The sequence below is a fragment of the Leptolyngbya sp. NK1-12 genome, assembly GCF_032598965.1.
Lineage (GTDB): Bacteria > Cyanobacteriota > Cyanobacteriia > Elainellales > Elainellaceae > Elainella.
The window spans coordinates 741,939-767,046 of the sequence record NZ_CP053587.1; the positions used below are offsets into that span (position 1 = coordinate 741,939).

The following is a 25,108-nucleotide window of genomic DNA, read 5'->3' on the forward strand; positions in this document are numbered from 1 at the left end:
CTGTTCCACAGATTACAGGTCCACAGATCACAAAGGTCGAAGGTCAAATGACAAAAGCGCTTGATTTCCCTGTTGGCCATCCAGCTGCCAAGTCTACCCACAAACTGCCGCTGCGTTGGGTGCTAGTTGTTCCCTTTGTTCTGCAAATTTTTGCCACAGTGGGATTGACCGGCTGGCTGGCTTTGCGTAACGGACGGGAGGCAGTCAACACGGTAGCGGCCCAACTGCGCAACGAAGTGGCAACGCGAGTGCAAGAACGTTTGCAAACCGGCATGGAGGTTCCCCACCTGATCAACCAACTGAATGCCAATGCCCTCAGCCTCGGTCAGTTAGATTTATCGGATCTGCCCAGCCGCGAACGCTACTTTTGGCGACAGATCAAAACCTTTCCCCAAGTAACTCACACCTTCATTGGCACAGCCGCAGGAGAATATATTGGCGCTAGACGCCTACCCGATGGCAAGCATCAAATCGATGTGATTTACCAACCTCAACCGACTGGCGAGGTTTACTACTATCCCACCGATGAGCAGGGTCGGCGCAAGCAACCACCCCAAATTGGCCCTGAACTCGATACGCGGGTGCGCCCTTGGTATCAAGGGGCGATAGCGGCTGGAAAACCAGTCTGGAGTCCAATCTATGTCTCAGCCGATGGCGGTCTGGCCCTGAGCGCGGCTGAACCCGTGTACGACAACCAAGGCAAGTTTCAGGGCGTCTTGGGTACGGCCTTTCTCTGTGGCGAGCAGGTGAATGAATTTCTGCGCAGCTTTCAGGTGGGTAAAACTGGACAGGTATTCATCATGGAGCGAACCGGCGATCTCGTCAGTACCTCCACCGCCGATCCGGCCTTTATTCAAACCGGCAACAGCACCCAGCGGATTCCAGCCATAGCCAGCCAGAACTTACTGACTCGACAGGCTGCGCAAGCTCTGCTGAATCAGTTTGGAGATTTTCGCCAGATCAATCAATCGCATCAACTCGATTTCGAAATTGACGGAGCCAGACAATTTCTGCAGGTGACGCCCCTGAGCGATGGCCGAGGCTTAGATTGGCTGATTGTCGTGGCTGTACCGGAGTCCGATTTTATGGCCCAAATCAATGCCAACACTCGCACCACCATCCTGTTGTGCTTGACGGCGCTTGGGTTGGCCATCGGATTAGGAATTCTCACCTCTCGCTGGATCAGCCAGCCGATTCGTCGTCTGCGAGAATCGTCCAGAGCCATTGCCAGCGGTGAATTCAATCAACGGGTTGATGGGGAAGGAATTGACGAACTAGCAGGTTTATCCCAGTCCTTCAACCAAATGGCCGAACAGCTCCAAGCCTCTTTTACTGCCCTGGAACGCACCAACGCGGAACTGGAGAATCGCGTCGAACAAAGAACCGCCGAGCTAAAGACGGCAAAGGAAGCAGCCGACGCCGCCAACCAGGCCAAAAGTGAATTTTTGGCTAACATGAGCCACGAGCTGCGCACACCGCTGAACGCGATTCTTGGCTTTACCCAAATTATGAGCCGCGATCCGCTTCTCACTACCAGGCAGCAGGAAAACTTGCACATCATCAGCCACAGCGGTGAACATCTCCTAGAAATGATTAATGATGTGCTGGAGATGTCAAAAATCGAAGCTAGACGCATTACTCTGAACCAAAATTGCTTTGACTTACGAAGCTTTTTGAATACATTGAAAGAAATGTTTAGACTGAGGGCCGAATCTAAACATCTACAGCTGATTTTTGAATCTAGTTCTGACCTACCTCTGTCTGTCAAAGCAGACGAAAGCAAGCTGCGGCAGGTTTTGATCAATCTGCTGAGTAACGCAATTAAGTTTACTGAAACCGGACATGTCATAGTCCGAGCAGCAGTTAATCACAGTTATAAATTAGGAACAGCCAGTGAAGTAGCATCTTCAGATTTTGATAGCCAACAACCAATAAATCAAAAACCAGACGACATTCAACCAATCATCATTCATTTTGAAGTGGAGGACACCGGCCCCGGGATTGCGGCGGATGAACTAGAAGCCATCTTTGAACCCTTCACCCAAAGCGAAACCGGGCGACGCTCACAGCAGGGAACGGGGTTGGGCTTACCAATCAGTCGCCAGTTTGTTCAGCTCATGGGTGGCAAACTCACCGTTACCAGTACTGTCAATCAAGGCACCCGCTTTCAGTTCGATATCCAGGTTCAACCGACAGAAACAGCCGAGCAATCGGCTCAGTCCTCCTTACAACGGGTCATTGGGTTAGCTGCCGATCAGCCAACCTACCGGATTCTGATCGTAGACGACCGCTGGGAAAATCGTCAGGTCTTGATCAGACTGCTGACGCCAATCGGATTTGAAGTCTGCGAAGCAGAGAACGGTCAGCAGGCGCTAGAGCGATGGCAACAGTGGCAGCCCCACCTGATTTGGATGGATATGCGGATGCCGGTGATGAATGGCTATGAGGCAACGCAGCAGATTCGGGCACGGGAGCAGGGGGAGGATGCGGCTCGTGAGCCTCGCCGAACGAGGGGGGAAAATGGAGGAGATGGATTGGCTGCTCGCGTTACGAAAATTATTGCCCTCACAGCTAGTACGTTTGAAGAAGACCAAATGGCAGTTTTTAAGGCAGGCTGCGATGATTTTGTCCGGAAACCGTTTCGTGAGTCCACTATTTTTGAGAAGATAGCAACCCATTTGAGTGTGCGTTATGTTTACGCAGCCAGCGAGCGAGTCGCAGCGGCTGAACCGACCGAACCAGACAGCCTGCCATCGTTGGAAGCGGCTCTAGCACTCATGCCCGTTGATTGGGTAAGAACACTACGACAAACAGCACTACAACTCGACGGTAAGCAAATTTTGCAGCTGATCGAGCAAATTCCGGCAACTCAAACGCTGCTGATCCATAGCCTCACCGATTTGGTGAAGAACTTCCGATTCGATAAGATTACAGATTATGCTAACGAAATCTTGCAGCAGGAAGGTTAATGGCTCAGACGCGGGCAGAGTTCTCTAGAGCAAGAATTGTGGTGGTCGATGACACACCCGAAAATTTGCATGTCCTATCCAGCATGTTGACCGAGCGTGGATATGATGTTCGCGGTGTAACCAGTGGCCTGTTCGCATTGCAAGCTGTAAAAGCCGCCCCACCTGATTTGATACTGCTCGACATCCACATGCCTGACATGGACGGATATGACGTTTGCATGGCGTTAAAAGCCGATCCGCAGACCTATCGGATTCCTGTCGTTTTTATTAGTGCGCTGAACGAAGTTATCGATAAAGTCAAAGCCTTTTCGGTTGGAGGAGTAGACTACATTACCAAGCCGTTTCACCTAGAGGAAGTGCTGGTGCGGGTCGAAAATCAGCTAAGTTTGCTCAACATGCGGCGGCAGTTAGAACAGCAAAATGCCCAGCTTCAGCAGGAAATCCAAGAGCGTAAGCGGGCGGAGGCTACCTTGAAGGAAATGCTAGAACTGCGCGAAGACCTATCGCGGATGATCGTGCATGATTTGCGCAATCCCCTCACCACAATTCTGCTCTACAGCGATTTTCTCCTGCGTCGAGGAGAACTGCAAGATCGAGCTAGACAGAGTGCTGAGGTGATTCAATCAACTGCTCAGCAGCTAGAGGCCATGATTAATGATTTGTTGGTCATGGCCAAGATGGAATCGGGAAAGCTGATCCTCAACTGCACTGAGGTTGATTTGAATTATCTGGTGATGGAAGTGGTCGAACATTTACGAGCAATTGCCGACCAAAAGCAGATTCAGCTAGTTGCTCAACTTCCCGACCAGAAACAGAGTGTTTCTATCGACGCTAATTTGTTCCGTCGCGTTTTGGACAACTTGATCTCGAATGCGATTAAATTTTCTCCTGCCAATCGTTCAGTGATTGTAGAAGTCGCCTATCCAACGATTGTCGCCACGAACTCACGCTGCAAACAAGCCAAAATTTCTGTAATCGACCAAGGTTTGGGAATCACCGAAGACCTCCAGCAACAGATTTTTGAAAAGTTCACTATCGGCGACTTAGTCAAAGGCGTACCCCAACTAGGGTTAGGATTAGCATTTTGCAAAATGGTGGTTGAGGTTCACGGTGGCAGCATTTGCATTGAACCCAATCAACCCCAAGGCTCGATCTTTATCCTGGAAGTTTAACCCAATTAGCGATATACATCACTGCATCACTTCACCGTATCTCTGCCTTTTAACAGAGCTGAATTTATCCTAAGGTGGAAGCCCAACAAACAGGCAGCCAGTATTCTATAAGACAAATCGCTTCAATATCTTTACTTGTCCTGGAGAGCAGGTAACTGTTAAGAGTGTCGCACACAGTCTCTACAAAACGGCGGCAACGCCACCCAACTGCCCGGCAATACATATTAAGGAGAAAAATCATGACCTCGAAAACTCCTCCTGATGATCGACAAGATGACGTTAGAAACGACCCACAGGACAATCCTGGACTTGATACCGAAGTTCCTGTTACAGAAGAAGGCGATACTCCACTGGATGAGCGTCGTCGGATGACGGGACAAGAAGCCGGTACTGATGTCCGCCCAGGCGCTGAGTCTGAAGCTCCTGGAGGGGCTGTGACGCGTCCAGGGTTACCCAACCAAGGGACAGACTCCCGCTAAAGAGACTGATATTTCTATTGGAGTATTTAGAGTATGAGTTGGTGAGAAAGCTGTATACCAACTCATACTTTTATCGTGATGGTCTATAGAAGCAAATTAAGAAAAGCATTGATATAGTGTTTGCCACAACAATATTTCTGTCCTAACTGTCGTGGCGACGGCTATAATTTCTGATACCAAATTAGAAATATTCGATTAGAATGAAACTAGAAAAAGGAGCAAATTTCCAAACGCTTGGAAATCTGCCCCTTACGCACTCAGTGCGAATTGCTCAATGCTTATAGTCTAGATAGTCTGCTCCAGCCCCCCCTCTGTCGCTGGTTGGTGAATTCTGTTGCAAGAACAAGTACTTCAGAAACATTTTGTTTAAAATAAAAAGCTGTGGGGAACCACAGCTTCATTTCGTTCAAATTTGAATCCAGATCCTGCGAAATTTATTGAGCCGGAGCTACCTCAGCTTCAACTGCTACAGTTTGAACACCTTTGATTTCCCTTGCCAACGGTTCAATTCGAGCGAGCTGTTCTTCGGTTGGAACCGTGCCTCGAACCGTCACTGCTCCATCCTCCGCTTCAACAGAGAGCTGACTAGCCGGTAAGTTCGCCTCTAATTTACTACGAACTTCACTCTCTAGGTCACCATCCGCACGGTCTGCATCTCCGCCCGTAATCTCATTACGTTGCTCGCGAGCACGAATATCTGACTCGAGTTGATTCCTGCGGATTTCACTAGTGGCATCATCCTGGGTGTCTTGAGCCGTTCCGGCATCAGGGGCTTGAGCGGTATCACTCGGCTGATCCGGAGCTTCGGTATTGGTCTGAGCCGTTTCAGTGCAGGCCACTGCACCCAGCAGCAAAAAGCCACCCAGTAGAGCTGTTGTTAGTCTTTTCATGTTGAGAATTCCTCACAAACTTGATTTCAATTGATTCGAGTTAACACTTCAACCAGACTAGGCAAAATGCCTCTATCGAGGTTCATCCCGCCGATCCACAATAATCACGTCCGGATCCTGATCCACAACCCGATCCGAAGTCCGCTCGTTAATCATTCGATCGGTAGGACTGATAGCATCCGTTGTAGTTCTGTGGTGTGGTTGAGCAACACTACCCTGGGCATCAACTTCAGTCGCATCATAAATATCCCAATCACGGATGTTGTGACGATTCAGAATAGACTGAGCGCGACGCAACTCATCCTCACTGCCATCCACCATGACTAGATAGTGGCCCCGGTTGACGTGATCGTTGTAGACTTTGGCTCGGTCTTCAGGAATTCCCAAACCGACCAGTCCACCCGTCAACCCACCGGCGGCAGCGCCAATCGCTCCACCTGATAACGCTGTAGCCAAGGCTGTTGCAGCGGCACCACCCAGCATCACAGGCCCAATACCAGGAATCGCCAGTGCGCCCAGCCCAACCAATAGGCCACCTAAACCGCCCACGGCTGCGCCAGTCGCAGCTCCGGCTTTTGCACCTTCGTCTGCTTTGTTGCCAGTTTTGCTGCCACGTTCCGTATTGACATCAACGCCTGCCATATTGCCGTCGCTGTCCTTACCGATAATCGATACTCGATCCATCGAGAAGCCAGAATCGCGCAGTTCGGTTAACGCCCGTTCTGCATCGCGGCGGTTTTCAAAGGCACCAACCGCTCGCCTGCGAGCATTCACCATCCGAGATGGAGTGGTCGTGGCAGTGGTGGCAGTAGTTGTAGTGGGAGGAATCGGCGTTGCTGTGGTAGGAGTAGCTGCCGTGGTAGCCGTAACTCCAGGTGTGGTTGCAGCACCAGCTGATGCAGAGTGAGCCGGAATATCGTAAACTCCGTACTCCTCAATACCACGATGACGCAGAATCGACTCAGCTCTAGCAATATCGGTATCGGTACCATCTACCAGAACCAAGTATTCGCCCCGCGAAACTCGCTCGTTGTATACTCTGGCCCGGTCTTCTGGAATACCCAATCCTACCAACGCTCCGAGCAACCCACCGGCAGCGGCACCAATCGCACCTCCAGCTAGAGTAGTTGCCAAAGCCGTTGCTCCAGCACCAGCCAGCATAATCGGACCGATTCCGGGAATGGCTAATGTACCCAAGCCCACTAGCAAGCCAGTAATACCACCAAGAGCACCGCCCGAAACAGCACCGACAGTTGCCCCTTCATCAGCTTTATTGCCAGCTGCGTCACGGCCTTTGACATCGGCTCCAGCAATCTCATCATTCCGGTCCGCGTCTTTGGCAATTACCGAAACCCGGTCCATCGGAAAGCCGGAATCTCGTAATTCGTGCAATGCTTGTTCAGCCATCTGACGGTTAGGGAATGTACCCACGGCCCGTCTGTGATGATTTCTCGTTTGATCAGAACCTAAAACCATGTTTTGTCCTCCTACATTGATCATTTGGCGATCGTGCAGTGCCCCTATCTCGCGAACGGTAAGCCAGATATCCGAGATGCGCCCTCAAGCAATTGCTTAAGCGGCTTAATCGGGTGCATTCCTTATTACAGGTGAATAATGCTCTCTATCTAGTAATCCGTCGTTAAATTGCTTAAATGCATTGTTCCATGGACATGTGAAGCCAAAAGCACGCTTGCCGTTGATTCTACTGTTTTCCAGGTAACGCTTAGCTGTAATTGTCCAATGGCTGCCTATGCACCCGAGCTTTCTACGGACTGTATTTTCTATCGCTTACTCACGTTACCAACTTCAGCTTCGCTTCACCCTCTATCCTTTGAAGCAACTTACGGCTGTTTTTATCCCCAAAATGATTTATTGCTGCAGTAGGATAGCCGAATGAATTATCTACAATGACTATGCAAACTTTTGTAAATTCGATGAATTTCACTTAGGCTGAAATTCCTGCACCAAAAGAGGCCATCTGCCATGGCCAACAAACGTCTGAAATGATTGAATTTTCGCCACTTTAGGATTCTCTAACCTCTGCTATTAGGTTTGCCAAGTCGAGTAATTTTCATATGTAATATGACTTCTGAAGGATGGCTATAGAAAGTATTTTTTCTAGGTTTAGAACTACGAACTAAAACACCAAGGTTTTAACTCTTTAAGTCTGTCAAGCATTAAGATTGGAGGTTAAAGTGAATCTATTCCACAGAATTCGCGGCGTTTTGGTTGCTTTGTCTTTAGTATTTATCCTGACGGTTACGAGTGCCTGTGCCGGAGCCGTTCAAACCGATCGTACATCTTACCAGCCCAGCGGCACCGCTAGCTCTAGCTACAATCAGCTAGAGCGAGGTGATACTGCTGTGGGTCAAAACTTTGCTGACTGGGTCGTGCAGACGGCACATGGTTTAGTCAAAGATGCTTACGTGCGGGACGATGACAAACTGGGTGTAGTCATTTCACCTCAGGTGAAGCCGAATGAAGTCCGCAATCTTGCCAGGTCTCTAGCTCAGGGATTTCACCGCAATTTTCCTAACCGTGACTTAAACGTGTTGATGTATGCCCCCGACAAAAAGCTGATTCTCAAAGCTCGCTATGACAGCACGACCAAGCAAATCGAGTACCAGCCTGTTGGTTAAACCTGACTGAATGGCACTAGAACACTTTGATTAATTGAAATTCTGAAAATCGTGAGGTAAAACTAATGCCTAGCAGCAATGAGTATAAGCGTCAGATCATGGACGATCTGGCCCAGGGCAATGTGGAATCGCTGGATGATAATACGGTCAGTTCGGGCAACGAATACGACAACTTCGACGATTTCGCCCGTCGGTCTTCTAGGGAAGAACGCCATTCTCTATTTCGTCGCTCGTTCCATCCCGACCGCATTCCTCCCCAGCAAATGGAACCTGAATTACAAAAAGCGATTGCTCAAATTAAACCCAACGAACGGGATGATGTGGCACGCGAATTCTTTAACCATCTCAAGAAGCGGGGGCTGAACGAACGCGAGCTAGAGCAGCAGCTTGGTCTATCAACCCACCACCCAAACCGGATGAATGCGGACGATGTTAGCAAGCTAGCCTCCTTTACCTACCACAACCATCCTGACATCTTCCAAGAAGTGTTAGCCGATCAGCCAGCCCTGGTAAAATTCCTCAGCAATCCGCTGGTAGGAGCTGCCCTGGGTGCAATTGCCGCTAAGTGGTTTGGTCGTCGGTAGTTTTTCACTGTAGTTTTTCACTGTAGCTTTTCACCAATGAGTTCACCAACTCATCTAATCACGGGTCTAATGCATGAGGTTGAAACATGTCTACCGGAATTGATAATAACGAGATTGTCAAAGTAGAGCCTGAGACAACCGATTTGGCGGCTGCTTCCACGATTGATGCTAATGCTGCCAATCAAGATCTGAATCAGGTTGTGATTGAAGATGTACCGTCGGATCCAACATCAGCAGAAGACTGGCAGCGGTTCCAGCAAGACGCAAAGGCATTCTTGCGGAATTTGTCGCAGTCTACGGCTAAGCTGTTTGGCGAAAATCGTTCGTTGCTAATCAGTTTAGGCTGGATTGTTCTAGCCTTGGTCAGCTTCAAACTGCTGTTAGCCATCGTTGACGCAATTAACGATATCCCACTACTGCCATCTCTGTTGGAGCTAGTAGGTATCGGCTATATCACCTGGTTTATCTATCGCTACATGCTTAATGCACGGAGCCGTCAAGAGCTATCTGATCAGATTAACCAGATTAAGGCCGAGTTCTTGGGTCCCAAAGGGCAGCAGCAGTTAGACCAGAGCCTAAATCAAATGCAAAACCAGATGCAGAATCAAACCCAAAGAATGAATGCCGAGCAGGTCGAGCAGGAGTTCACTGAGGATATGAATCGGCTAGAGGAAACTATCGAAGCAGAGCTGCAAACCGAGCTAGGCAACGATCCAGAAACCGAAGCCATGATGAACCGCGATCCCAATCTACCGTAACGATTCTTGCCATAATGGGTCTTGCCATAGCGGTGAACCAGGCATACACCAATTGGACCAGAAAAGTTAGCAAGGTCCATACAGATAGGGGATAGAAGCAAGGATGGAGGTTAACACCTTCGTCCTTTTCTTATGTTGATCAAATCAAGCGTGTTACAAGCAGGAGCAGACTTGGATGATTCTTGGACGATTTTAGGACGAGCTTCTGAATACCCTGATAACAGAACAGGATACAGATGGCTCTGACAGATACTCTTTCTACTGCCGATGGTCCTGACAGCGGTTTTGATTCCGGAGTTTCCTTATTGCAATTGGTGAGATCTATGCGTTCGATAGACTTTAGCTGATCGGGTAGCAGAGATGGTTTATGCGATGTCTTGATCGCAATAGAAACGGAACATAGAAGACAGGGGGGTGTAACTGCACCCCTAAACTGTTCCATCTACCCCTTCTGCATAGGCGCGATTAGCGGATTTCCCAATATGAGCTAGCTCATAGATTAATCTCGGCTAATTTGACAAATTAAAAAGGAAGCCTATTTGGAGAACATCATCCATGACCCACCCGACTCAGCTAGAAACCGCATCCAACCAGCAGGTTCCTGCCGCAGAAACAACGCCTGCGTCTCTATCGGTTCAGCTCAAAGACCAAATCGATTACAGCAAACCCGGCGTGACGCGAAAGGTTCTAATCAAAAATCAGACCAGTTCGTTTATGCTGATGTGTATTACAGCAGGAACCGTATTGCCCGAACACACGGCACCTCGCAATGTTTCTCTTACTATCCTAGAAGGATATGGTTGCTTAACCATCGAAGGCAAGGAGGTGAGGTTGGAACCAGGAGTATTTGTCTATATGCCAGCCAACACACCCCATTCGCTGCGAGCCGACGAAAATCTCGCCTTTTTGCACACCTGAAATAATCCGTAGGATGACCGTGGAACCAACCTTTCCTACCTTATCTCACCGCCTGAGCCAATACCGCCCGATGCTGTCCCCCGAACATGGCGTGTATATTGTGCTGTTGGTGTCATTTATCACCGGAGCAGCGGCAGCCCAAACCTGGACTTGGCAGACAACCCTTGCTCTAATTTGCGCCTTTCTGGGTTTCCAGGCCGAGCATCCCTTGGTTTTACAAATTCGTCAGCGCAAAAGCCTCAAGCCTCGCTTTCTGATTTGGGGCATGATTTATGGTGGCACAGCCTTGGGTATCGCTGTTTATCTGGCACTGCGATCTCCGACGTTGCTGTGGCTCTATAGCGGAGCACTCGTGGCCCTAGGGGTTGATAGCATCGCCGTTTGGCAGCGCGAACAAAAATCGATTCTCAACGAAATGGTTACCTTTACAGCCGTCTGTTTAGCAGCACCGCTGGCCTACGGCGCGACCACTGGGACTTTCTCACGTCTGGCAATCGGCCTCTGGCTATTAAATAGCCTATTTTTTAGCACCACAATTTTTGCAGTTAAGTGGCGGAAAGCCAAGCTAAGTTCAATCAGGCCAGGAGCAATTTATCATGCCATTGCCAGCCTAATTGTGTTTGGTTTGTACGGTAGCGGGTGGTTGCCGTGGGTGACGGCCTTAGCATTTGGTGTGGCGCTGCTCAAGTTTGGCCTAATTTGCTGGCAACAGCAGTGGTACCGCAAGGCCGATATTCGCGCTGTGGCAATGCTGGAAACCTGCAGTGCTTTGCTGTTTTTGAGCATCGTATCGCTCAGCGTTCTGCCTGCCATTCGCTAGGAGCGGTTCACCCGTCTTTTTGCTGCATCAGCCAGCGAACCAAACCCGCATCTAACGAAAAAGCACCTCCTCCGTTGACGCAGAAAAACAGAAATATCGTGCCATAGAGGGAAGCCGTCTCCAAAGGTGGAATTTTGAATCCATCTGCTTTGAGGTGGAAGTAGACGGCCACGAACATCGTTAGCAGCAAAAAGGCGGCATTGACCCGCGTAAACAGCCCTAACGCCAGTAGAATCGACCCAAACAGTTCAGTATAGGCAGCACAGTAGGTAAAGAACACTGGATAGGGCAGCCCAATTGTCGCAACCACGCCCGTTGCGAACCCCTGGACATCGGCTAGTTTGTCTAAACCGTTGTGAATCATCAGCAGGCTGGCTCCAATTCGCAGCACAGCCCAAGTGACTTGAAACCCCAGATTTCCAGTGGCGGTTGAGCGGAGCAAACTAACTAGCAGATTCGTGGAGCCTATATTGACATTTTGAGTGGTGGTCATGGCAATCTCCTGTTTTTTCCGGTGATGTTTGGGCCGAAGGATTGGTTCTATAGAATTCTTGCTCAGGATTCCTGCTAAATAACTCATGCTGAGATGGGCTAATCCATCCATCGCATGATATTGCCCGATTGGATTTGATGGCACACAACTCCATCGATTAGATGCTACTGAACTTTCGGACTTCCCGTAAAGGTAGAAGCCGATGAAAAACTGAGCTGATTATAAAATTGCATGTTTAAATACCACTCTAGATAGATGATTTGTGGGAAGGTTTTAAGAATCACTTCTTTACCCCTTTAACCAATGTCATTTAATCAACGAGCGTCGTATTATCTGGCACAGGTCAATACCGCCACTCTGCGTGCGCCCCTCAGCGACCCCAGCATGGCGGATTTTGTGGCGCGAATTCGTGCTGTCAATGCCGTCGCTGATGCCGATCCAGGCTTCGTTTGGCGATTGCGCGGCGAAGGAGAAGAGGATGCCACTAGCATTCGCGCCTTTGAAGATGAGCGAATTCTGATTACCCTAACCGTCTGGAAATCGCTGGAAGCGTTGTCTAACTACGTCTATCGCAGTACCCATGCTGGCGTAATGCGGGATCGGCGGCGCTGGTTCGAGAAAGCGGATCAGCCAATTCTGGCGCTTTGGTGGATCCCAGCCGCTGATCTGCCCACAGTGGCCGAAGCCAAACAGCGGCTAGAGCATCTACGCCAGTACGGTTCAACGGCCTACGCTTTTTCGTTTAGCAAACCTTTTCCCAGCCCTGCCGCACTAGAAATGGCTACGGTTCAACCCGTTGGGTGAGAACCGCTTTTTTCCTATCTTTCCTATCTGCGCTTCAGCTTTCTCATCTACAGATTAGAAACGCCTCAGGGTTTATTCAGACCCAATTCAGAGCCAGCGTCCACACTAATCTCATCCAGCAATTCAATCGCAGGCGTTGAGTTGAACGGTTTCTGAGTTTAACCTCTGATTCTGCCCTAGACCAGTTCCTGTTCTGTTCCTGTTCAGCATTCGCAAGGAGGACTCCATCATGGTCTATCACGGCAAAATGATCGCTATCGTACTCTTGATTGCTACATTTGGGGCAATCCAACCTGGGTTTGCCCGCCCTCTGAGCACCCTAACCACCACATCCAATGCCCTGCCCTTGCTAGAATCGGTTCCAATCCGTGGCATCATCACCCAAATCGATGGCAGCGAGGTGCAGCTTCAGTTGCCAGATCAGCAAATGCGTACCTATCGCATTCCCAGACGTACTCAGGAGCAGTTTGGCTTAGCAGTTGGCTCAGAAATCACACTGCACGTTAGACGATTGAATCAGCTCGTGACGGCCATTGACTCACCCACGTTTCAGACTGGTGAAACTCCCTGAATCAAGCGCTGATTCAAGCTGACTCAAACTCATGCCCTGCTGGAATCAGAGAATTACTCAATCCCAGCAGGTTTTTTGTTGCCTCACGCTGTAGTTCAGTTATTCTATTTAATTTTTCGCAACCCATTTACCACCCCGTCGCGGCCAAACAATCCAGTCTTCCAAAATGCTGATGCGGTGACGCAAGCTAGCTTCATTGGTTTGCAGTTCCTGCTGCCAAGTATCGGCATTTGCTAACTGCATCGACAAACGGCATAACCCCAAACCCAGCCAGCCCAAACCCAACAAAATACTCACCAGCCGAATGCTCAAAGCCAGGACTGTGCTTAGTTGAAGATGATGCACATCTAGTGGTTCACCAGTAATGCCCACCAAAAATAGCAGCAGCGCAATGGTCATTGCCGGCCCAAAATGACGAAACGATGCTGTAAACAAAAATAGACAAATCCGTAAACACCACAAGCGAATAATATCTCTGAGATTTCTAGCAAGGGGGACCTGATAGCAATACAACGTTACAGGAGTTCTCATGGGTTTTGACGCAGTTGGTGATTCAGTCGGGTGATTCAGTCGTGAGATTAAAACTAAGGTGCTGAGATTCCCCCAGCTCTAAGCTCTACCAGTTCTAAGCTCTCCATTCTACCCATTGAAGGGGGACAAATAATGTTACAGCTTTTGAAGTAATCCCCCTGTAGATAGATTTCTCTAGCGCTCTACGCCTACTAACTTCCCACCTACTGGCTCCGCTTTAGGCTCAGCAATCCCACACTCAGCGTCACAACCCCCACTCCCACAAGTTGTATGCTCGTCAGGGTTTCCTGAATCGCCAGCCAAGCCAGCACCGCCGTCAGGGCGGGGTTACTGGCTCCAATCATGGCCGCCGTTGTAGCCCCAATGCGCCGAATGCCCAAATTGTTCAGAATGTGACCACTGAAGGTCATCAGTGCCGAGAGCAGACCGCCAATCCAGAGGGGCAACCACGGCAACTGATCCTGACCGCCCGGCCACAGCAGCAGGCACAAGCCCGACAACACCAGAGTTGTTGTAAAACTAATCCAGCTAAAGGGAACCGGATGCAACTTTTCAAAACTTTTTTGCGCCACGACCGTATAAAGGGCATAGGCCACACCAGAAACCACACCCGTAATCACACCCGTCCAGTTGTAATCACCAGCCGTGGTATTCGGAACAGGCATAGTCAGCAAACTGCCCAACAACACAGCAGCCATGATACTCCAACGAAACCCAGTTGGACGGTTGCCAAACCACTTCCAGGAAAACAGCGCTGTAAATACTGGGTAGGTAAAGAACAGCGTTAGGGCAATGCTGGTGGGAATCAAGCCAATCGAAATGTAAAGCAACGCCAGATAGAGGAACATCAAGCCGCCACAGCCCACCGACTGCAATAGCAAAAACCGCTGCTCTGGTTGAGCCAACCGCGCCACATCTCTCCACATCGGCCCATAAAGGCGGGGCGCAATCGAGGCCATTAAGGGAACGCCCAGCAGCATTCGCATAAACATTAATAAAAAGGAATGGTGCAAGTTGGGCGTGACAAACCCGCCAGTCTCAAATACACCCAACACCGTCTGCTGATTAAACAAAACGCGGACAATCACATTTTGAAAGCAGAAAAACACCGAAGACAGTAAAACGATCAAAAAACCAAGCACGATTTGCTAGCGCCTATTTCCAACGCCGAAAAGTTCTACAACCGCTATAATAAGTCGCTTTATCAAAGGCTGCCGAATCCAGGTGCTCCTCTCCTAACCAACTAGAGCACCCCAAAGTAAAAAGATAACCGTTCCCCATCCACTCATTCACTCATGTCAGACCAACTCCTTCCAGACGACTACTCGGTCCTGCTTCAGGATCTAAAAGAACGGATTCGCACCACGCAAGTCCGAGCTTCGTTGGCTGTCAATCGAGAATTGATTTGGCTGTACTGGCAGATTGGGCGAGAAATTGTCCTGCGGCAGCAGCAGCAGGGATGGGGCGCAAAGGTAGTGAACCGGCTGGCGCAAGACCTGCAGCAGGAATTTCCAGATATGAAAGGCTTTTCAACCCGCAACCTCAAGTATATGCGGTCCTTTGCTGAAGCCTACACCGATGAGCAAATCGTGCAGCAGGCTGCTGCCCAAATTCCCTGGTTTCACAATTGTGTATTGCTGGATAAGGTCAAAGACCCGCAGGAGCGGCTATGGTACATCCAACAAACGATTCAATATGGGTGGAGCCGTGCCGTGCTCACCTGCCAAATTGAAAGCAGTCTCTATCATCGTCAGGGCGAAGCGGTGACAAACTTTGAGCAAACCCTACCGCCAGCTCAGTCGGATCTGGCCCATCAGCTTCTCAAGGATCCCTACAACTTCGATTTCCTCAGCTTGGGCAAAGAAGTCCAAGAGCGCGATCTGGAGAAAGCTTTAGTAAATCACATCCGCGAGTTTTTGCTGGAGTTGGGCGTTGGTTTCGCCTTTGTCGGCAGTCAGTATCATCTAGAAGTAGGCGGCGAGGATTTCTATATTGACCTATTGTTCTACCATCTACGATTGCGCTGTTTTGTCGTCATCGATCTCAAGATGGCCGAATTCAAGCCAGAATATTCGGGCAAGATGAACTTCTATGTCTCTGCTGTCGATGATCTACTGCGCCATCCAGACGACCAACCCACCATCGGCATGATCCTGTGTAAATCGAAAAACAAAGCCGTAGCAGAATACGCCCTGCGCGATGTCAACAAACCAATTGGCATTTCCACCCACCAAATGCAAGGATTGCCAGAAACGCTGCAAAGCAATCTTCCCACGGTGGAGCAATTAGAAATGGAGATGAATGCCGTCAGCCTGGAGGTTTCAGCTCAAGAGGTCGAGGCGTAACTTAGGGTACATTTAACTACAAAATAAGTAGAACTAACCCAGCATCTAAACAAGTAAATGTACCCTAACTAAGTGATTCACCCAATTAAACAATAAATAGAGTACGAGTGTACGATTCGCGATGGGCAAAATACTCGTACTCCCTTGATCGTTCATTAAGCTAAATGATTTAAAAACTAAATAAAATTAATCCGACCTTTTCTGACCTTTTCCGACTTTTTCCGACCGACAGATGTAGATCGTTGGTTTAACCTAAAACTAAAGGTCCAGTAAGCCCCCCTAGAAAACGTAATGGTTGACATAACACTGAAACTATTAGGACCAATAGAAGCTACGTTAAACGGCCAGCAGATTACCTTCCCCTATGAAAAACTACAGGTACTGCTGGCTTATCTAATGGTAGAATCTAACCGGCGTCATCATCGTCAACATCTGGCATCGCTATTATGGACCGATCAGGATGAAGCAGATGCCCGCAGTAATCTGCGCAAAGCTCTATATTTATTGCGCCGTCTGCTAAACAGTTCACCCAGTGATGCTCCACTCTTTTTTACGACACGTAACACCGTTCAGTTTAACTCTGGAGGAAATCGGTATACACTAGATACCACCGTATTTACAGAACAGATACATTGCTACCATCAATATGTGCTTCAGCCTAGTATGCTCTATGCGAGCTACATATCCAACCTGGAGCAGGCTATAGCCCTATACCGAGGCCCCTTTCTCGGCCAAGTCCGACTACCGGATAGCAAAATTCTCAAAGACTGGGTAATGTTACACCGCCAGTGTTTCCATCAGCTTGCCGTGGATGCCTGCACTAAGCTAATTAGCTATTACGAGTCTCGGCATCAAGATAAGGCACAATATTATATGCAACGTCAGCATGAGTTAGAGAGATGGAATGAAACGACCCATCAGTACCTGACTCCAACTCAGACCTCCAGAAAACGCCATACGTTGCAACAGGATAATCATCGTAAGGTTATAAACCGTAAACCGGCTGCCCAGGCAGAAAAAGAAGAAAAGGATAGTACTAAAACGCAATTTGCCAAAAAGCTAGTGCTATTGATCTAACTTTGATTAGACAATCTACTTTGACTTTCACTGGATTATAGTTAAATTAACTTCCATCGTTCTCTAAATTGAACCTATATTTCATTTTGCTAAATTCAGCTACGCGCTGAAAATATTTAGCACCCTAGTTTCTAAGATATTTAGGATGAAACCAGCTTTTTAGAACGTTAGTAATCCCTAAACCTTTAGCCTAGCAATATGGAAAGGTTTATTCCGACTGTGTTTAGAGTTTAATAAAAACTACTCACTCTTCGGTTGGCTCACCTATCTGCGAAGGTTTAACTCGACCAAGGTAAACGCTTTTGTGAGTTTTGCCATACCAATAACGCAAGTAACGGTAAGGGCCATAACCATTAATATACTTATCTTCGAAGCTGCCTCTTCCACCGCGAATTCCTTTTCGTTCCAAGGCAATTTGTTTACGGGTTTGCTTATCAGGTTTTTGCTGAGCTGATTCTGCTTCGTCCATTGCTTGCAGAATGGAGATTAACTCTAATCGCTCCGCCCGTGAGAGTTGGGCAGCTTGGGCTGTGATGGATTCGAGGGTAGGTATAACTTTGGCACGGGGCATAGCTAGTTTTAGTTAGGGTACATTAAGAGGTACTTTTCATGTAGTTCCGGACTCAAAATAGCCCCTAAGTCTTGCTTGTTGGCTTCCCCTCTCCTCTGTTCAACTAGAGGCGTTCTGAGGTTTTTATCCAGTTGAGTACGGGCTGCGGTAGGCTGTGCACTATTTTGTGGGTTTGGATCATCTGGGTTTGGATCGTCTGGGTTTGGATCATTTGGGTTAGCCTTGTCCGCTGTTGATCCAGTCGATGAATGATTTAGATCTAATATATCTAGGGGTGGATCAGAGACGCTGACGCTACCTGTGGAGGTAAGAGGAGATGGGGCTGAACTGCTGGTGTAGATGGCGTCTCGGGTTTGCCAGTGTCTGAATATTGCATCTCGCTGGTCGTTTGGCGGATGGTACTGATACACACGCAATCCGCCCCGGCGGCCATCAATTGTTTGATCTCGTCGGATGCAGGTTAGCTTCAAGCCCAGTTTATTCAATAGCGCCTGAATAATTTCGATTGGCGTCATGCGTTCTGAGATGGTCAGGTTGAATAGCGTTTTAATATCCTGACTGTGTTGAATGCAGAAGTTGGCGATTTGCTGCACATCGGCATCAGTGGCCCGAACTGCTCGCTGGGGGTCGAGCAGATTCAAGATCTCTAACCCTTTCAAAACTTCAACTTGGGCGGTCAGTAGTCGCACATCCTGCAGAGCAACCTTGCCGTTGCCGCGCTCCAGATGCCCCCGCCACTCTCGGTAATCGCGGGCGTGAACCAGGCTGACATCATGGGTAAGGTAGTAATGTAACCGCAGTTGGGTAAACCAACCCTGTTCATCTTTAAGTTTGAGGTCTGTTGTAATTGGTACCGCATAGCGTTTCTGTAGCTCGTACTTTTGCACTTCGCAGCGCTCTTGCCAGGTTTTGCTGCGCTGATCCTTGAGCGTTTCGTAATCAGCAGTGAGCAGATCAGGTGCGGTGGAAATAGCGAGGGCTTCTTGCTCTCGATGGCGCTGTCGCACAGTGGAAATTTCAGCTAAAACCGATGCCACTTTGGGTTTCGAGTGGTGGCGCTCTAAAAATTCATAGCCAGGTACTTGTAGGTTACCGTTGAGTAAATCGCTGCGAATTTGTTCTGATTGTTCGGGATCCAGAGCAGTAGATGCTGAAAGAATTTGAGACTGGGGTTGAGGCTGCTCTAACTGGATCGTTTTCGATTGCTCTGTTTCTGGACCTGCTTCTGGCTGGGCTATTTCAAATAGGTGTTGACTATCCTGAGCTGCACTGAGAATACGGGTTAAATCAGCCGTGACAATCGTGAGCGGATGCCCTTCATTTTGTAGCCCTTGGGCGAGCTGCTGGCGAAAATTCCACAGCGATGTGTTGACTCGCGCTGCCATTTTGGCCCAGGTGCGGAGAGTGATTGGATCGGTTTGCTGGTCAATATCAAAATCAATGTTTTTGAGTAGGGCAATGTTGTACTTAACCAAGCGGGTTGTCGAAGTTACGACTTCTTGGTAATTACAGCTTCCGTTCCCCACTTTGCCGGGTCCAAACGGAGCAGCCCAGACATAGCGGGGCACCGAATCGCGGACGCGGGCCAAGGCTTGACGGGATTCGGCATCGGATGTGACGCCCTGAAAAATCCCAAACACCGCTTTGAAATGGTTCCGGATATCGATACTGACGCCGGTGCCTATGGTGGGTGTAGCCAGCACAATGTCGTAGCTGGCAATTTCCTGATTCAGCCGTTCGCCAATTCCGTAGGCAGGATGGTCGGGATCGGTGACACTTTCTGAATCGATCCGCAGAATTCGTTTGTGCGGTAACTGGTTTTGCAAATAGCGCTCTAGATTCTTAGAACTCCAGCGTCCGCGTACCTTTTGGGAATCGAGCGCGACAAACACGGCTCCGGTTTTGGCGATTTCCGTGAGGCGAGCCACGAGCGCGGCTGGGTTGGGTGTGTCATAGAACCCTACCTCCCAGTTGGCTTCGGCTTGCCAGTGGTTCACCACAATCCAGGGAGTAACCGACTGTCTGGTTCCCCATCCCTGATCAGAATCAGACGCCTGACTGAGTTTGAGCAAGTAATCTACACTCACATCCGACAGATCGGCGTCTTGGGCAATTAGTAAGCCGCCGCTGCCTAAAACCACCTGCACCAATTCGCGCAGAGTTTCCAAAATTTGGATGCGGTGTTCGTAGCAGGTCAAGGAGTTGAGGGCGTGCCAAAGTACCTGCTCTACTTCATCTAAGATTACAATCGCCCCTTCCCATGCCTGGGGATTAAAACGAGCCTGGGAATGGGGATGCAGCGAATCGATACACAAGCCGTACCCAAGCTGGGTAATTGCTTGCTGAGCTGCTGACTGGTTGGCTAGCTGAGTAGGTGAGTAAACAGATTGGTCAGCTCTACTCATCCCATCCCCGTATGCACCCATCCATTCTTCTGAACAGGGATCTGGATGGGTGGCTGTATCTCGAATGGTTTCGATCCAATCAATGCCAATGCTGTTGCAAATCGCCCGTCCTAACTGAATCCGATGGGTAATCACCAAAACCTTGCGGCCACTGTGGCTGGCTTGTTGGATGAGGGGTTGCAGAGCCGTCGTTTTGCCGGTGCCTTTGGCGCTTTTGATGCAAACCAACCCAGACTGGGGGTAGGGGATTTCCTGCAAATAGGGCTGGTTCAACGTTAGAGCGGCTGGATGGGATAGGGACCAGAGCTGCCGCGCTTGCCAGATCCCCAAGGGTAAGGCTGTCTCGTATCGCTGCTGAAATGCCTCTGCACCCTGGGCCATGACAAAATCATCTACGCCTTTTTCTGGGCCAGGAAGCGTAATCACCTGTACCGGGCAGGCGGCAGCCTGCAAGAGCTGGCCTAACTTTGTAATCGCCAAGGTGATCTGGCGCTGCGGGACGGGGCGGGCGTCGTAATCAAAGCAAATGAAAACCGAGCGTTTGTTGGTCGCAAACCGTTCCAGTTCTGGAATCAGCTGACCCGTCTTGCGGTAGCCGCCAAAAATACCCGGTAGGGCAATCGCCGCGTAGCCCAAGGTCAGCAAACAGCCTGCCTTTTTTTCACCTTCGGTTAAAACGACTGGAAGCTGCTGCTGCCAAACCCAATGCCAAAAGCCCTGCGACCGTTCGAGCGGCATCGACACCCCGTAGCGCTGGGCTACCCGCTGCCAAATCTGCTCTGGTACATCCAGTAATATCAACCGACTAGAACCTGCCCCCCAACGGGGACTAAGATACTTGGCGGGCTTATTTTTGCCTCGGTCTAGGACGGGAGTGCTGGCATCAGGCTTGAAGCGGCCCCACAGCATTGGCTGCCAGCCAAAAGGATCAATCCCACTCACCCACCAACCGCGCAGGGTAGGCCGGGGTTTTTGGCCAAACGGTTTAATCGTCCAGTTCAGCCGTTCGGCAATTGGAAACAAACTATCTGCATACTGTCCTGCGGCTACAGGATAGGGATGGCTAGCTGTATCGGTGAGAGTTTCCACATTCAGGGCAATAATTCCCGCATCTACACCGCTGGTCAGCCACTCTTGCGCATGATCAGGCGCAGCTTTGCCAATCCAACCGCTGTTGCTAGTTCCAGGACTGTTGGCGGTCGGATTGGCCATTCTACCTTCGTCTAATCTTTCTGTCCCTAGGACAGTACTCATGAGCCGCTGTCATAAATCAACTGATTTTGGTTATATCAGGTGGTTTAATCCCGTTTGGGCCAGAAATCAGCCTCGTTTGTAATCAAACTGATTACAGGAGTTTGTAATCAAAAATTGGACGGTTCCCGACCCACAAGGCTCCCAGTTTAGCGTTGGGAGATGGGCGCTAGAAAAATTGGGACCTGGGTTCTAGAGAGCAGGGGAATGGGGGTCTAGAAAATTTGACCCAGGGGGTCTAGAGGGGCTTGGGTCTGGGGTCTAGAAAGATTGGGGCCTGGGGTCTAGACTGAGCCGTTATCAGTTGGGGGTTGGGGTCTAGACTAGTTTTGTAATCAGAACTGAGTTTGGGGGCTGGGGTCTAGAAGATAGCCAAAAAATTACTGACTTAAAGTTGGCTCTAGATCAGGCTTTGGCTGTAATCATGGCTAGAAGAGGGCGCTGTTTGCCCCGTTGGGTTAAGCCTGGACTGAATCCAGGAATTGTGACCTGAAGCTACCCGAACTAGCTAAACCCAGCTTCTGATTACAAATCCTCTAGAGCCTAAACCCCAATCCCTGATTACAAGCCATGTGTCTAGATCGCAACCCCCAAAGAGAAGCATGTTTGTTCCAGGTTTAATCGCTGTAATGTGTGCTGGAAAAGAATTTTGCGCTTTCATCCTCACACCTGACTGCTGCGTGGCTGTAATCAAATTCTGTAATCATCGAGGTGAATTAGCCCGGCTTGGCCCTGGTTGGCTCTGCTGATTACAACCTCTGTAATCACGACTGTAATCATGGTTGTAATCAGCTCTAATTACCGTTTCCGGCGCTGATTGCTCCGATTAGAAGACAAATTAGAGGGCAAAACTGCTGCATTGTACAGCTTTTCATTAGCGGCCGCCGACTTAAACAAATCCACAATCGGCAGTGGGTAATCAACCCCTAGCCTCACTCCATATTGTTTCTGTTCTGCTGCTGAGAGTTGCCACGGTTCGTGGACGCGCTGGGTCGGTACCTGTCTCAATTGCGGCAACCAATGCTTCACATAATCTCCTTGCGGATCATAATCTCTGGCTTGTTTAGAGATATTAAAGAAACGGAATCCACGCGCATCGTTTCCTACTCCTGCCGTATAATTCCAGTTGCCCCAGTTGCTACACACGTCATAGTCAATCAGCTGTGACTCGAACCACTCTGCGCCCATGCGCCAATCAATTCCAAGATTTTTAGTCAAAAAACTGGCTACGTTTTGCCGACCCCGGTTCGACATAAACCCAGTTGTGACGAGTTCTCGCATGTTGGCATCCACGAACGGATAGCCGGTTCTGCCTTCTTGCCACTGATGAAATCGTTGCCAATCCTGTTTCCACGGCAGCGCAATTCCCTGTAGCCCAGATGGGTGGAAAACCTTATTGCCGTGTTTGGCACAAATGAAACGAAAATAGTCTCGCCACAGCAACTCAAAGATTAACCAATAGGTCGAATCATTGCGTACTCGCTGTTCTTCGTAGCGTAGCACCTGTTCATATATATAACGAGGGGATAAACAGCCTAGGGCTAACCAGGGTGAAAACTTGGATGAATAGTTTGCTCCTAATAAACCGTTGCGTGTCTCTTTGTAATAACGCAAGCAGTCTTGCTGCCAAAAATACTGATCTAAACGGGCCTGACCAGCGGTTTCTCCACCTTGAAAGTCTAATACGGCTCGTGGTTCAGCCAACGGCGGCTCTAAACCTAAATCGCTCAAGCTGGGAATTGGCCCAGGGGTAATGGTTATCGGTAACGGGAGGAGGGCACGCGGTGCGGCAAAGGCCGGATTAATCGAGCACTGCTTTTCGACCTGCTTGCGAAAGGTAGTGAAAACTTCTGGAATATTCTGCCGATCAAATGGCAAATCATCCGGATGATAAAGTGTGTGTCCCCAGAATGGCTTGAGTGGAACACGCAGTTGAGCCAGAGCCTGCTTCAGTGCAGCTTCAACGGCTAGTTCTTCGGCAGTCACTTCCTGGTGATAGTGTACGGCTGAAATTTTCAGCGTTTTTACTAAGTCTGGAATTACCTGCTCTGGCAGAGCGTGGAAAACGAGCAGATCGCTACCGAGTAATTGCAGCGATCGGCGTAGATCGAGGACGCTCTGCTGTAAAAATTGAGCCCGAAATCTGCCGGTTTTGGGGAAGCCGAATTGAGTTTTACCAAACTGGCGCGGGTCAAAGCAGTAGACGGGGATAATGGTTGCTTGTTCCTGAAGTGCTTGCTCTAGAGGTTCATGGTCGTGCAAGCGCAGGTCGTTACGATACCAAAGTAGGATTCGGGAATTCACAGGAATGTTCTATATTAATGATTACATCAGGGCTAGCAACAGGATTGAAAACAGGGCTAAAAATAAGACCCTGCACAACCAGCAAGTCATAGACGAGATCGTAATTGGCTTGTAGGCAAATTAAATCCTGTCTTGGTTTTGCGTCTTCCAAATCGCAAACTACTAGTTGAGGTTGCAATTCTTCATACAATGATACATTTGTAGCGATTGAGCCTGGAACGGCTCCGCTACTTTGCTGATGTTACTGCGACTTTTGACGTAAGATGAGCACCATTTTGAGTGATCTGAGGCAATAACCAAGAGATAGGGTTAAATTTTAGGCGAAACTATGGCCGAAACTATGGCCGAAGCTATGGCCGAAACTGTGACGAAACTATCGTAAGACTGCGGCAAAACTGTGGCAAAACTATCAAAATGCTAGCTAGCCGAACAATCCAGAGATGGCTAGGCGAATGAAGTGATTAATCGAGAAAGAGTGAAAGGTTCTAGACAATCAGGGAAGTTGGGGCAAGCGATCGGCAGCAAGATTTTGGGCAATTTCCGATAGACTGGCGGTTTCAGCAAGTAGGAGATGAGCAGCCAAGTAATACAGGGCTTAATTTCGACCGGAATTTATCATGGAAAGATGATTGAAATTGTTAGATTTATGGTTAAAAGATGATTGAAATTACCAAGAATAAGTTAGGATTAGATTCAAACGATTCAGTCTACTGCGCAATGATTTCAACTACTAGACGTTCTCCTAACGCTACGCTTGTTACGAAAGCTTCGATTGATCAGGCATCCGAAGCTTTACAAAGCCTGCCCGAAAAAACTAAAGAGAAGCTCTCCCTCCGGGAAGCAGTGGATGTGCTACGTGATCACATTACGGCTGCTTTGGACAAAGGTTATTCCTACGAGGATATTGCAGCAATGTTGGCTAAGCAGGGTGTTTCCATTGCGCCATCATCGCTGAAGCATTACCTCGCGCGTAGTAACCGCCAGCTCAAAGCAAAGGGAGCAGGCACCCAAACTCGTCGTCGCCGTTCATCGAAGGCGGCTGAAGCATTGGAACCTGAGGAAGATCAAGAATTGCCAGATTTGGTAACGGCTGCATCGACGGAAGCAGCACCCAAACGAGGTAGACGCAGCGCGGCGAAGGCAAGTGCCCCTGAACCCAAAACAACTCGCTCGACTGCTTCACGCACTAAATCGGTTGCGGCTGCTCCCACCCGTAAGCGGCGGGGCAAAGCATCTTCTTAGTCTCAGATCAGTCTCGGATCGCTGATATTCTAAGTAGTGTTCCCCTCAACTCCGATTCAACGACTCATTTACTGCAAGTGTTCTAGCATGGATTGGTTCCGTTTCTAGCGGTTCTACCCTCTCTGTATACAGTACTAAATCAGTTCTAGAGAGGACTCATCTTTAGGTATATTGCCTCCGGTTTCTTGGATATTGGGTTTTTCGTCCCCAGCTTCCAAATTTCACCGGAGGTATTTTTAATCGCAATCGGGTTGACTGGAAATGGGTTGACTGGAACAATGAAAC

Annotated in this window: 21 protein-coding genes; 13 read left to right on the forward strand and 8 right to left on the reverse strand. The window is 49.1% G+C overall.

The genetic code is table 11. The features are described from left to right. Positions 1 to 47 precede the first annotated feature (47 nt). The 3 genes from HJG54_RS31410 (at position 48) to HJG54_RS31420 (ending at position 4,620) form a co-directional block, all read left to right on the forward strand. On the forward strand, positions 48 to 2,969 hold the full coding sequence (locus tag HJG54_RS31410) for a hybrid sensor histidine kinase/response regulator (protein WP_316437075.1): 2,922 nt from the start codon (positions 48 to 50) through the stop codon (positions 2,967 to 2,969). Beyond that, entirely contained in the window at positions 2,969 to 4,141 is a 1,173-nt protein-coding gene (locus HJG54_RS31415) for a hybrid sensor histidine kinase/response regulator (RefSeq protein WP_316437076.1), read from the forward strand. Before HJG54_RS31410 ends, HJG54_RS31415 begins: the two co-directional genes overlap by 1 nt. Before the next feature lie 239 nt (positions 4,142 to 4,380). Next, positions 4,381 to 4,620, forward strand: a complete 240-nt coding sequence (locus HJG54_RS31420) for a hypothetical protein (protein WP_316437077.1) — start codon at positions 4,381 to 4,383, stop codon at positions 4,618 to 4,620. Between the two features lie 434 nt (positions 4,621 to 5,054). On the opposite strand, the gene HJG54_RS31425 is transcribed toward HJG54_RS31420, so the two are convergent. Together HJG54_RS31425 and HJG54_RS31430 are read right to left on the reverse strand one after the other, a co-directional pair. Beyond that, positions 5,055 to 5,510, reverse strand: coding sequence for a BON domain-containing protein (locus HJG54_RS31425; protein ID WP_036011001.1), 456 nt, complete (start codon positions 5,508 to 5,510; stop codon positions 5,055 to 5,057). 72 nt (positions 5,511 to 5,582) lie between these two features. Further along, positions 5,583 to 6,986 carry a general stress protein gene (locus HJG54_RS31430; RefSeq protein ID WP_316437078.1) on the reverse strand — a complete coding sequence of 468 codons (1,404 nt, stop codon included), beginning with the start codon at positions 6,984 to 6,986 and terminating at the stop codon, positions 5,583 to 5,585. Positions 6,987 to 7,705: 719 nt separating this feature from the next. Between HJG54_RS31430 and HJG54_RS31435 the strand changes: the two genes are divergently transcribed. The 5 genes from HJG54_RS31435 to HJG54_RS31455 all read left to right on the forward strand — a co-directional run bounded on the left by HJG54_RS31435 (position 7,706) and on the right by HJG54_RS31455 (position 11,229). Continuing rightward, positions 7,706 to 8,149, forward strand: a complete 444-nt coding sequence (locus HJG54_RS31435; protein ID WP_316437079.1) for a hypothetical protein — start codon at positions 7,706 to 7,708, stop codon at positions 8,147 to 8,149. 65 nt (positions 8,150 to 8,214) lie between these two features. Then, positions 8,215 to 8,733: a hypothetical protein gene (locus tag HJG54_RS31440; RefSeq protein WP_316437080.1), complete on the forward strand. Its 519-nt coding sequence runs from the start codon at positions 8,215 to 8,217 to the stop codon at positions 8,731 to 8,733. Positions 8,734 to 8,819: 86 nt separating this feature from the next. Continuing rightward, a complete protein-coding gene (locus HJG54_RS31445) occupies positions 8,820 to 9,491 on the forward strand; it encodes a CAAD domain-containing protein (RefSeq protein WP_316437081.1) in 672 nt (223 codons plus the stop codon). A gap of 555 nt (positions 9,492 to 10,046) precedes the next feature. After that, the gene (locus HJG54_RS31450; RefSeq protein WP_316437082.1) at positions 10,047 to 10,409 is read left to right on the forward strand and encodes a cupin domain-containing protein; all 363 of its coding nucleotides are present in this window, start codon (positions 10,047 to 10,049) and stop codon (positions 10,407 to 10,409) included. A 13-nt stretch (positions 10,410 to 10,422) separates the two neighbouring features. Beyond that, positions 10,423 to 11,229: a YwiC-like family protein gene (locus HJG54_RS31455; RefSeq protein ID WP_316437084.1), complete on the forward strand. Its 807-nt coding sequence runs from the start codon at positions 10,423 to 10,425 to the stop codon at positions 11,227 to 11,229. 7 nt (positions 11,230 to 11,236) lie between these two features. On the opposite strand, the gene HJG54_RS31460 is transcribed toward HJG54_RS31455, so the two are convergent. Continuing rightward, a complete protein-coding gene (locus HJG54_RS31460; protein ID WP_036010980.1) occupies positions 11,237 to 11,722 on the reverse strand; it encodes a DoxX family protein in 486 nt (161 codons plus the stop codon). A gap of 303 nt (positions 11,723 to 12,025) precedes the next feature. Between HJG54_RS31460 and HJG54_RS31465 the strand changes: the two genes are divergently transcribed. Together HJG54_RS31465 and HJG54_RS31470 are read left to right on the forward strand one after the other, a co-directional pair. Next, positions 12,026 to 12,526, forward strand: coding sequence for a DUF3291 domain-containing protein (locus tag HJG54_RS31465; RefSeq protein WP_316437085.1), 501 nt, complete (start codon positions 12,026 to 12,028; stop codon positions 12,524 to 12,526). A 229-nt stretch (positions 12,527 to 12,755) separates the two neighbouring features. Then, a complete protein-coding gene (locus HJG54_RS31470) occupies positions 12,756 to 13,097 on the forward strand; it encodes a hypothetical protein (protein WP_036010974.1) in 342 nt (113 codons plus the stop codon). Positions 13,098 to 13,205: 108 nt separating this feature from the next. On the opposite strand, the gene HJG54_RS31475 is transcribed toward HJG54_RS31470, so the two are convergent. Both HJG54_RS31475 and HJG54_RS31480 read right to left on the reverse strand, forming a co-directional pair. Continuing rightward, a complete protein-coding gene (locus tag HJG54_RS31475) occupies positions 13,206 to 13,496 on the reverse strand; it encodes a hypothetical protein (RefSeq protein WP_316437086.1) in 291 nt (96 codons plus the stop codon). A gap of 335 nt (positions 13,497 to 13,831) precedes the next feature. Beyond that, positions 13,832 to 14,770 carry a DMT family transporter gene (locus HJG54_RS31480; protein ID WP_316437087.1) on the reverse strand — a complete coding sequence of 313 codons (939 nt, stop codon included), beginning with the start codon at positions 14,768 to 14,770 and terminating at the stop codon, positions 13,832 to 13,834. Between the two features lie 153 nt (positions 14,771 to 14,923). Between HJG54_RS31480 and HJG54_RS31485 the strand changes: the two genes are divergently transcribed. Both HJG54_RS31485 and HJG54_RS31490 read left to right on the forward strand, forming a co-directional pair. Then, entirely contained in the window at positions 14,924 to 15,973 is a 1,050-nt protein-coding gene (locus HJG54_RS31485; protein ID WP_316437088.1) for a PDDEXK nuclease domain-containing protein, read from the forward strand. A 291-nt stretch (positions 15,974 to 16,264) separates the two neighbouring features. Then, entirely contained in the window at positions 16,265 to 17,050 is a 786-nt protein-coding gene (locus HJG54_RS31490; protein ID WP_316437090.1) for an AfsR/SARP family transcriptional regulator, read from the forward strand. A gap of 244 nt (positions 17,051 to 17,294) precedes the next feature. On the opposite strand, the gene HJG54_RS31495 is transcribed toward HJG54_RS31490, so the two are convergent. From HJG54_RS31495 to HJG54_RS31505, 3 genes are all read right to left on the reverse strand, one after another. After that, complete coding sequence (locus HJG54_RS31495) at positions 17,295 to 17,621, reverse strand: hypothetical protein (RefSeq protein WP_316437092.1); 327 nt, start codon at positions 17,619 to 17,621, stop codon at positions 17,295 to 17,297. An 8-nt stretch (positions 17,622 to 17,629) separates the two neighbouring features. Continuing rightward, positions 17,630 to 21,280, reverse strand: coding sequence for a plasmid replication protein, CyRepA1 family (locus HJG54_RS31500; protein ID WP_316437093.1), 3,651 nt, complete (start codon positions 21,278 to 21,280; stop codon positions 17,630 to 17,632). Between the two features lie 795 nt (positions 21,281 to 22,075). Further along, positions 22,076 to 23,581: a DASH family cryptochrome gene (locus HJG54_RS31505; protein ID WP_316435697.1), complete on the reverse strand. Its 1,506-nt coding sequence runs from the start codon at positions 23,579 to 23,581 to the stop codon at positions 22,076 to 22,078. Between the two features lie 717 nt (positions 23,582 to 24,298). On the opposite strand from HJG54_RS31505, the gene HJG54_RS31510 reads away from it, so the two are divergent. Beyond that, positions 24,299 to 24,823 carry a hypothetical protein gene (locus HJG54_RS31510; RefSeq protein WP_158673161.1) on the forward strand — a complete coding sequence of 175 codons (525 nt, stop codon included), beginning with the start codon at positions 24,299 to 24,301 and terminating at the stop codon, positions 24,821 to 24,823. The last annotated feature ends 285 nt before the right edge of the window (positions 24,824 to 25,108 follow it).

Coding starts and splice junctions, on each gene's coding strand:
- HJG54_RS31410 (WP_316437075.1), top strand. CDS start 48: ATGACAAAAGCGCTTGATTTCCCTGTTGGCCATCCAGCTGCCAAGTCT.
- HJG54_RS31415 (WP_316437076.1), top strand. CDS start 2,969: ATGGCTCAGACGCGGGCAGAGTTCTCTAGAGCAAGAATTGTGGTGGTC.
- HJG54_RS31420 (WP_316437077.1), top strand. CDS start 4,381: ATGACCTCGAAAACTCCTCCTGATGATCGACAAGATGACGTTAGAAAC.
- HJG54_RS31425 (WP_036011001.1), bottom strand. CDS start 5,510: ATGAAAAGACTAACAACAGCTCTACTGGGTGGCTTTTTGCTGCTGGGT.
- HJG54_RS31430 (WP_316437078.1), bottom strand. CDS start 6,986: ATGGTTTTAGGTTCTGATCAAACGAGAAATCATCACAGACGGGCCGTG.
- HJG54_RS31440 (WP_316437080.1), top strand. CDS start 8,215: ATGCCTAGCAGCAATGAGTATAAGCGTCAGATCATGGACGATCTGGCC.
- HJG54_RS31445 (WP_316437081.1), top strand. CDS start 8,820: ATGTCTACCGGAATTGATAATAACGAGATTGTCAAAGTAGAGCCTGAG.
- HJG54_RS31450 (WP_316437082.1), top strand. CDS start 10,047: ATGACCCACCCGACTCAGCTAGAAACCGCATCCAACCAGCAGGTTCCT.
- HJG54_RS31455 (WP_316437084.1), top strand. CDS start 10,423: ATGACCGTGGAACCAACCTTTCCTACCTTATCTCACCGCCTGAGCCAA.
- HJG54_RS31460 (WP_036010980.1), bottom strand. CDS start 11,722: ATGACCACCACTCAAAATGTCAATATAGGCTCCACGAATCTGCTAGTT.
- HJG54_RS31465 (WP_316437085.1), top strand. CDS start 12,026: ATGTCATTTAATCAACGAGCGTCGTATTATCTGGCACAGGTCAATACC.
- HJG54_RS31470 (WP_036010974.1), top strand. CDS start 12,756: ATGGTCTATCACGGCAAAATGATCGCTATCGTACTCTTGATTGCTACA.
- HJG54_RS31475 (WP_316437086.1), bottom strand. CDS start 13,496: ATGACCATTGCGCTGCTGCTATTTTTGGTGGGCATTACTGGTGAACCA.
- HJG54_RS31485 (WP_316437088.1), top strand. CDS start 14,924: ATGTCAGACCAACTCCTTCCAGACGACTACTCGGTCCTGCTTCAGGAT.
- HJG54_RS31490 (WP_316437090.1), top strand. CDS start 16,265: ATGGTTGACATAACACTGAAACTATTAGGACCAATAGAAGCTACGTTA.
- HJG54_RS31495 (WP_316437092.1), bottom strand. CDS start 17,621: ATGCCCCGTGCCAAAGTTATACCTACCCTCGAATCCATCACAGCCCAA.
- HJG54_RS31500 (WP_316437093.1), bottom strand. CDS start 21,280: ATGAGTACTGTCCTAGGGACAGAAAGATTAGACGAAGGTAGAATGGCC.
- HJG54_RS31510 (WP_158673161.1), top strand. CDS start 24,299: ATGATTTCAACTACTAGACGTTCTCCTAACGCTACGCTTGTTACGAAA.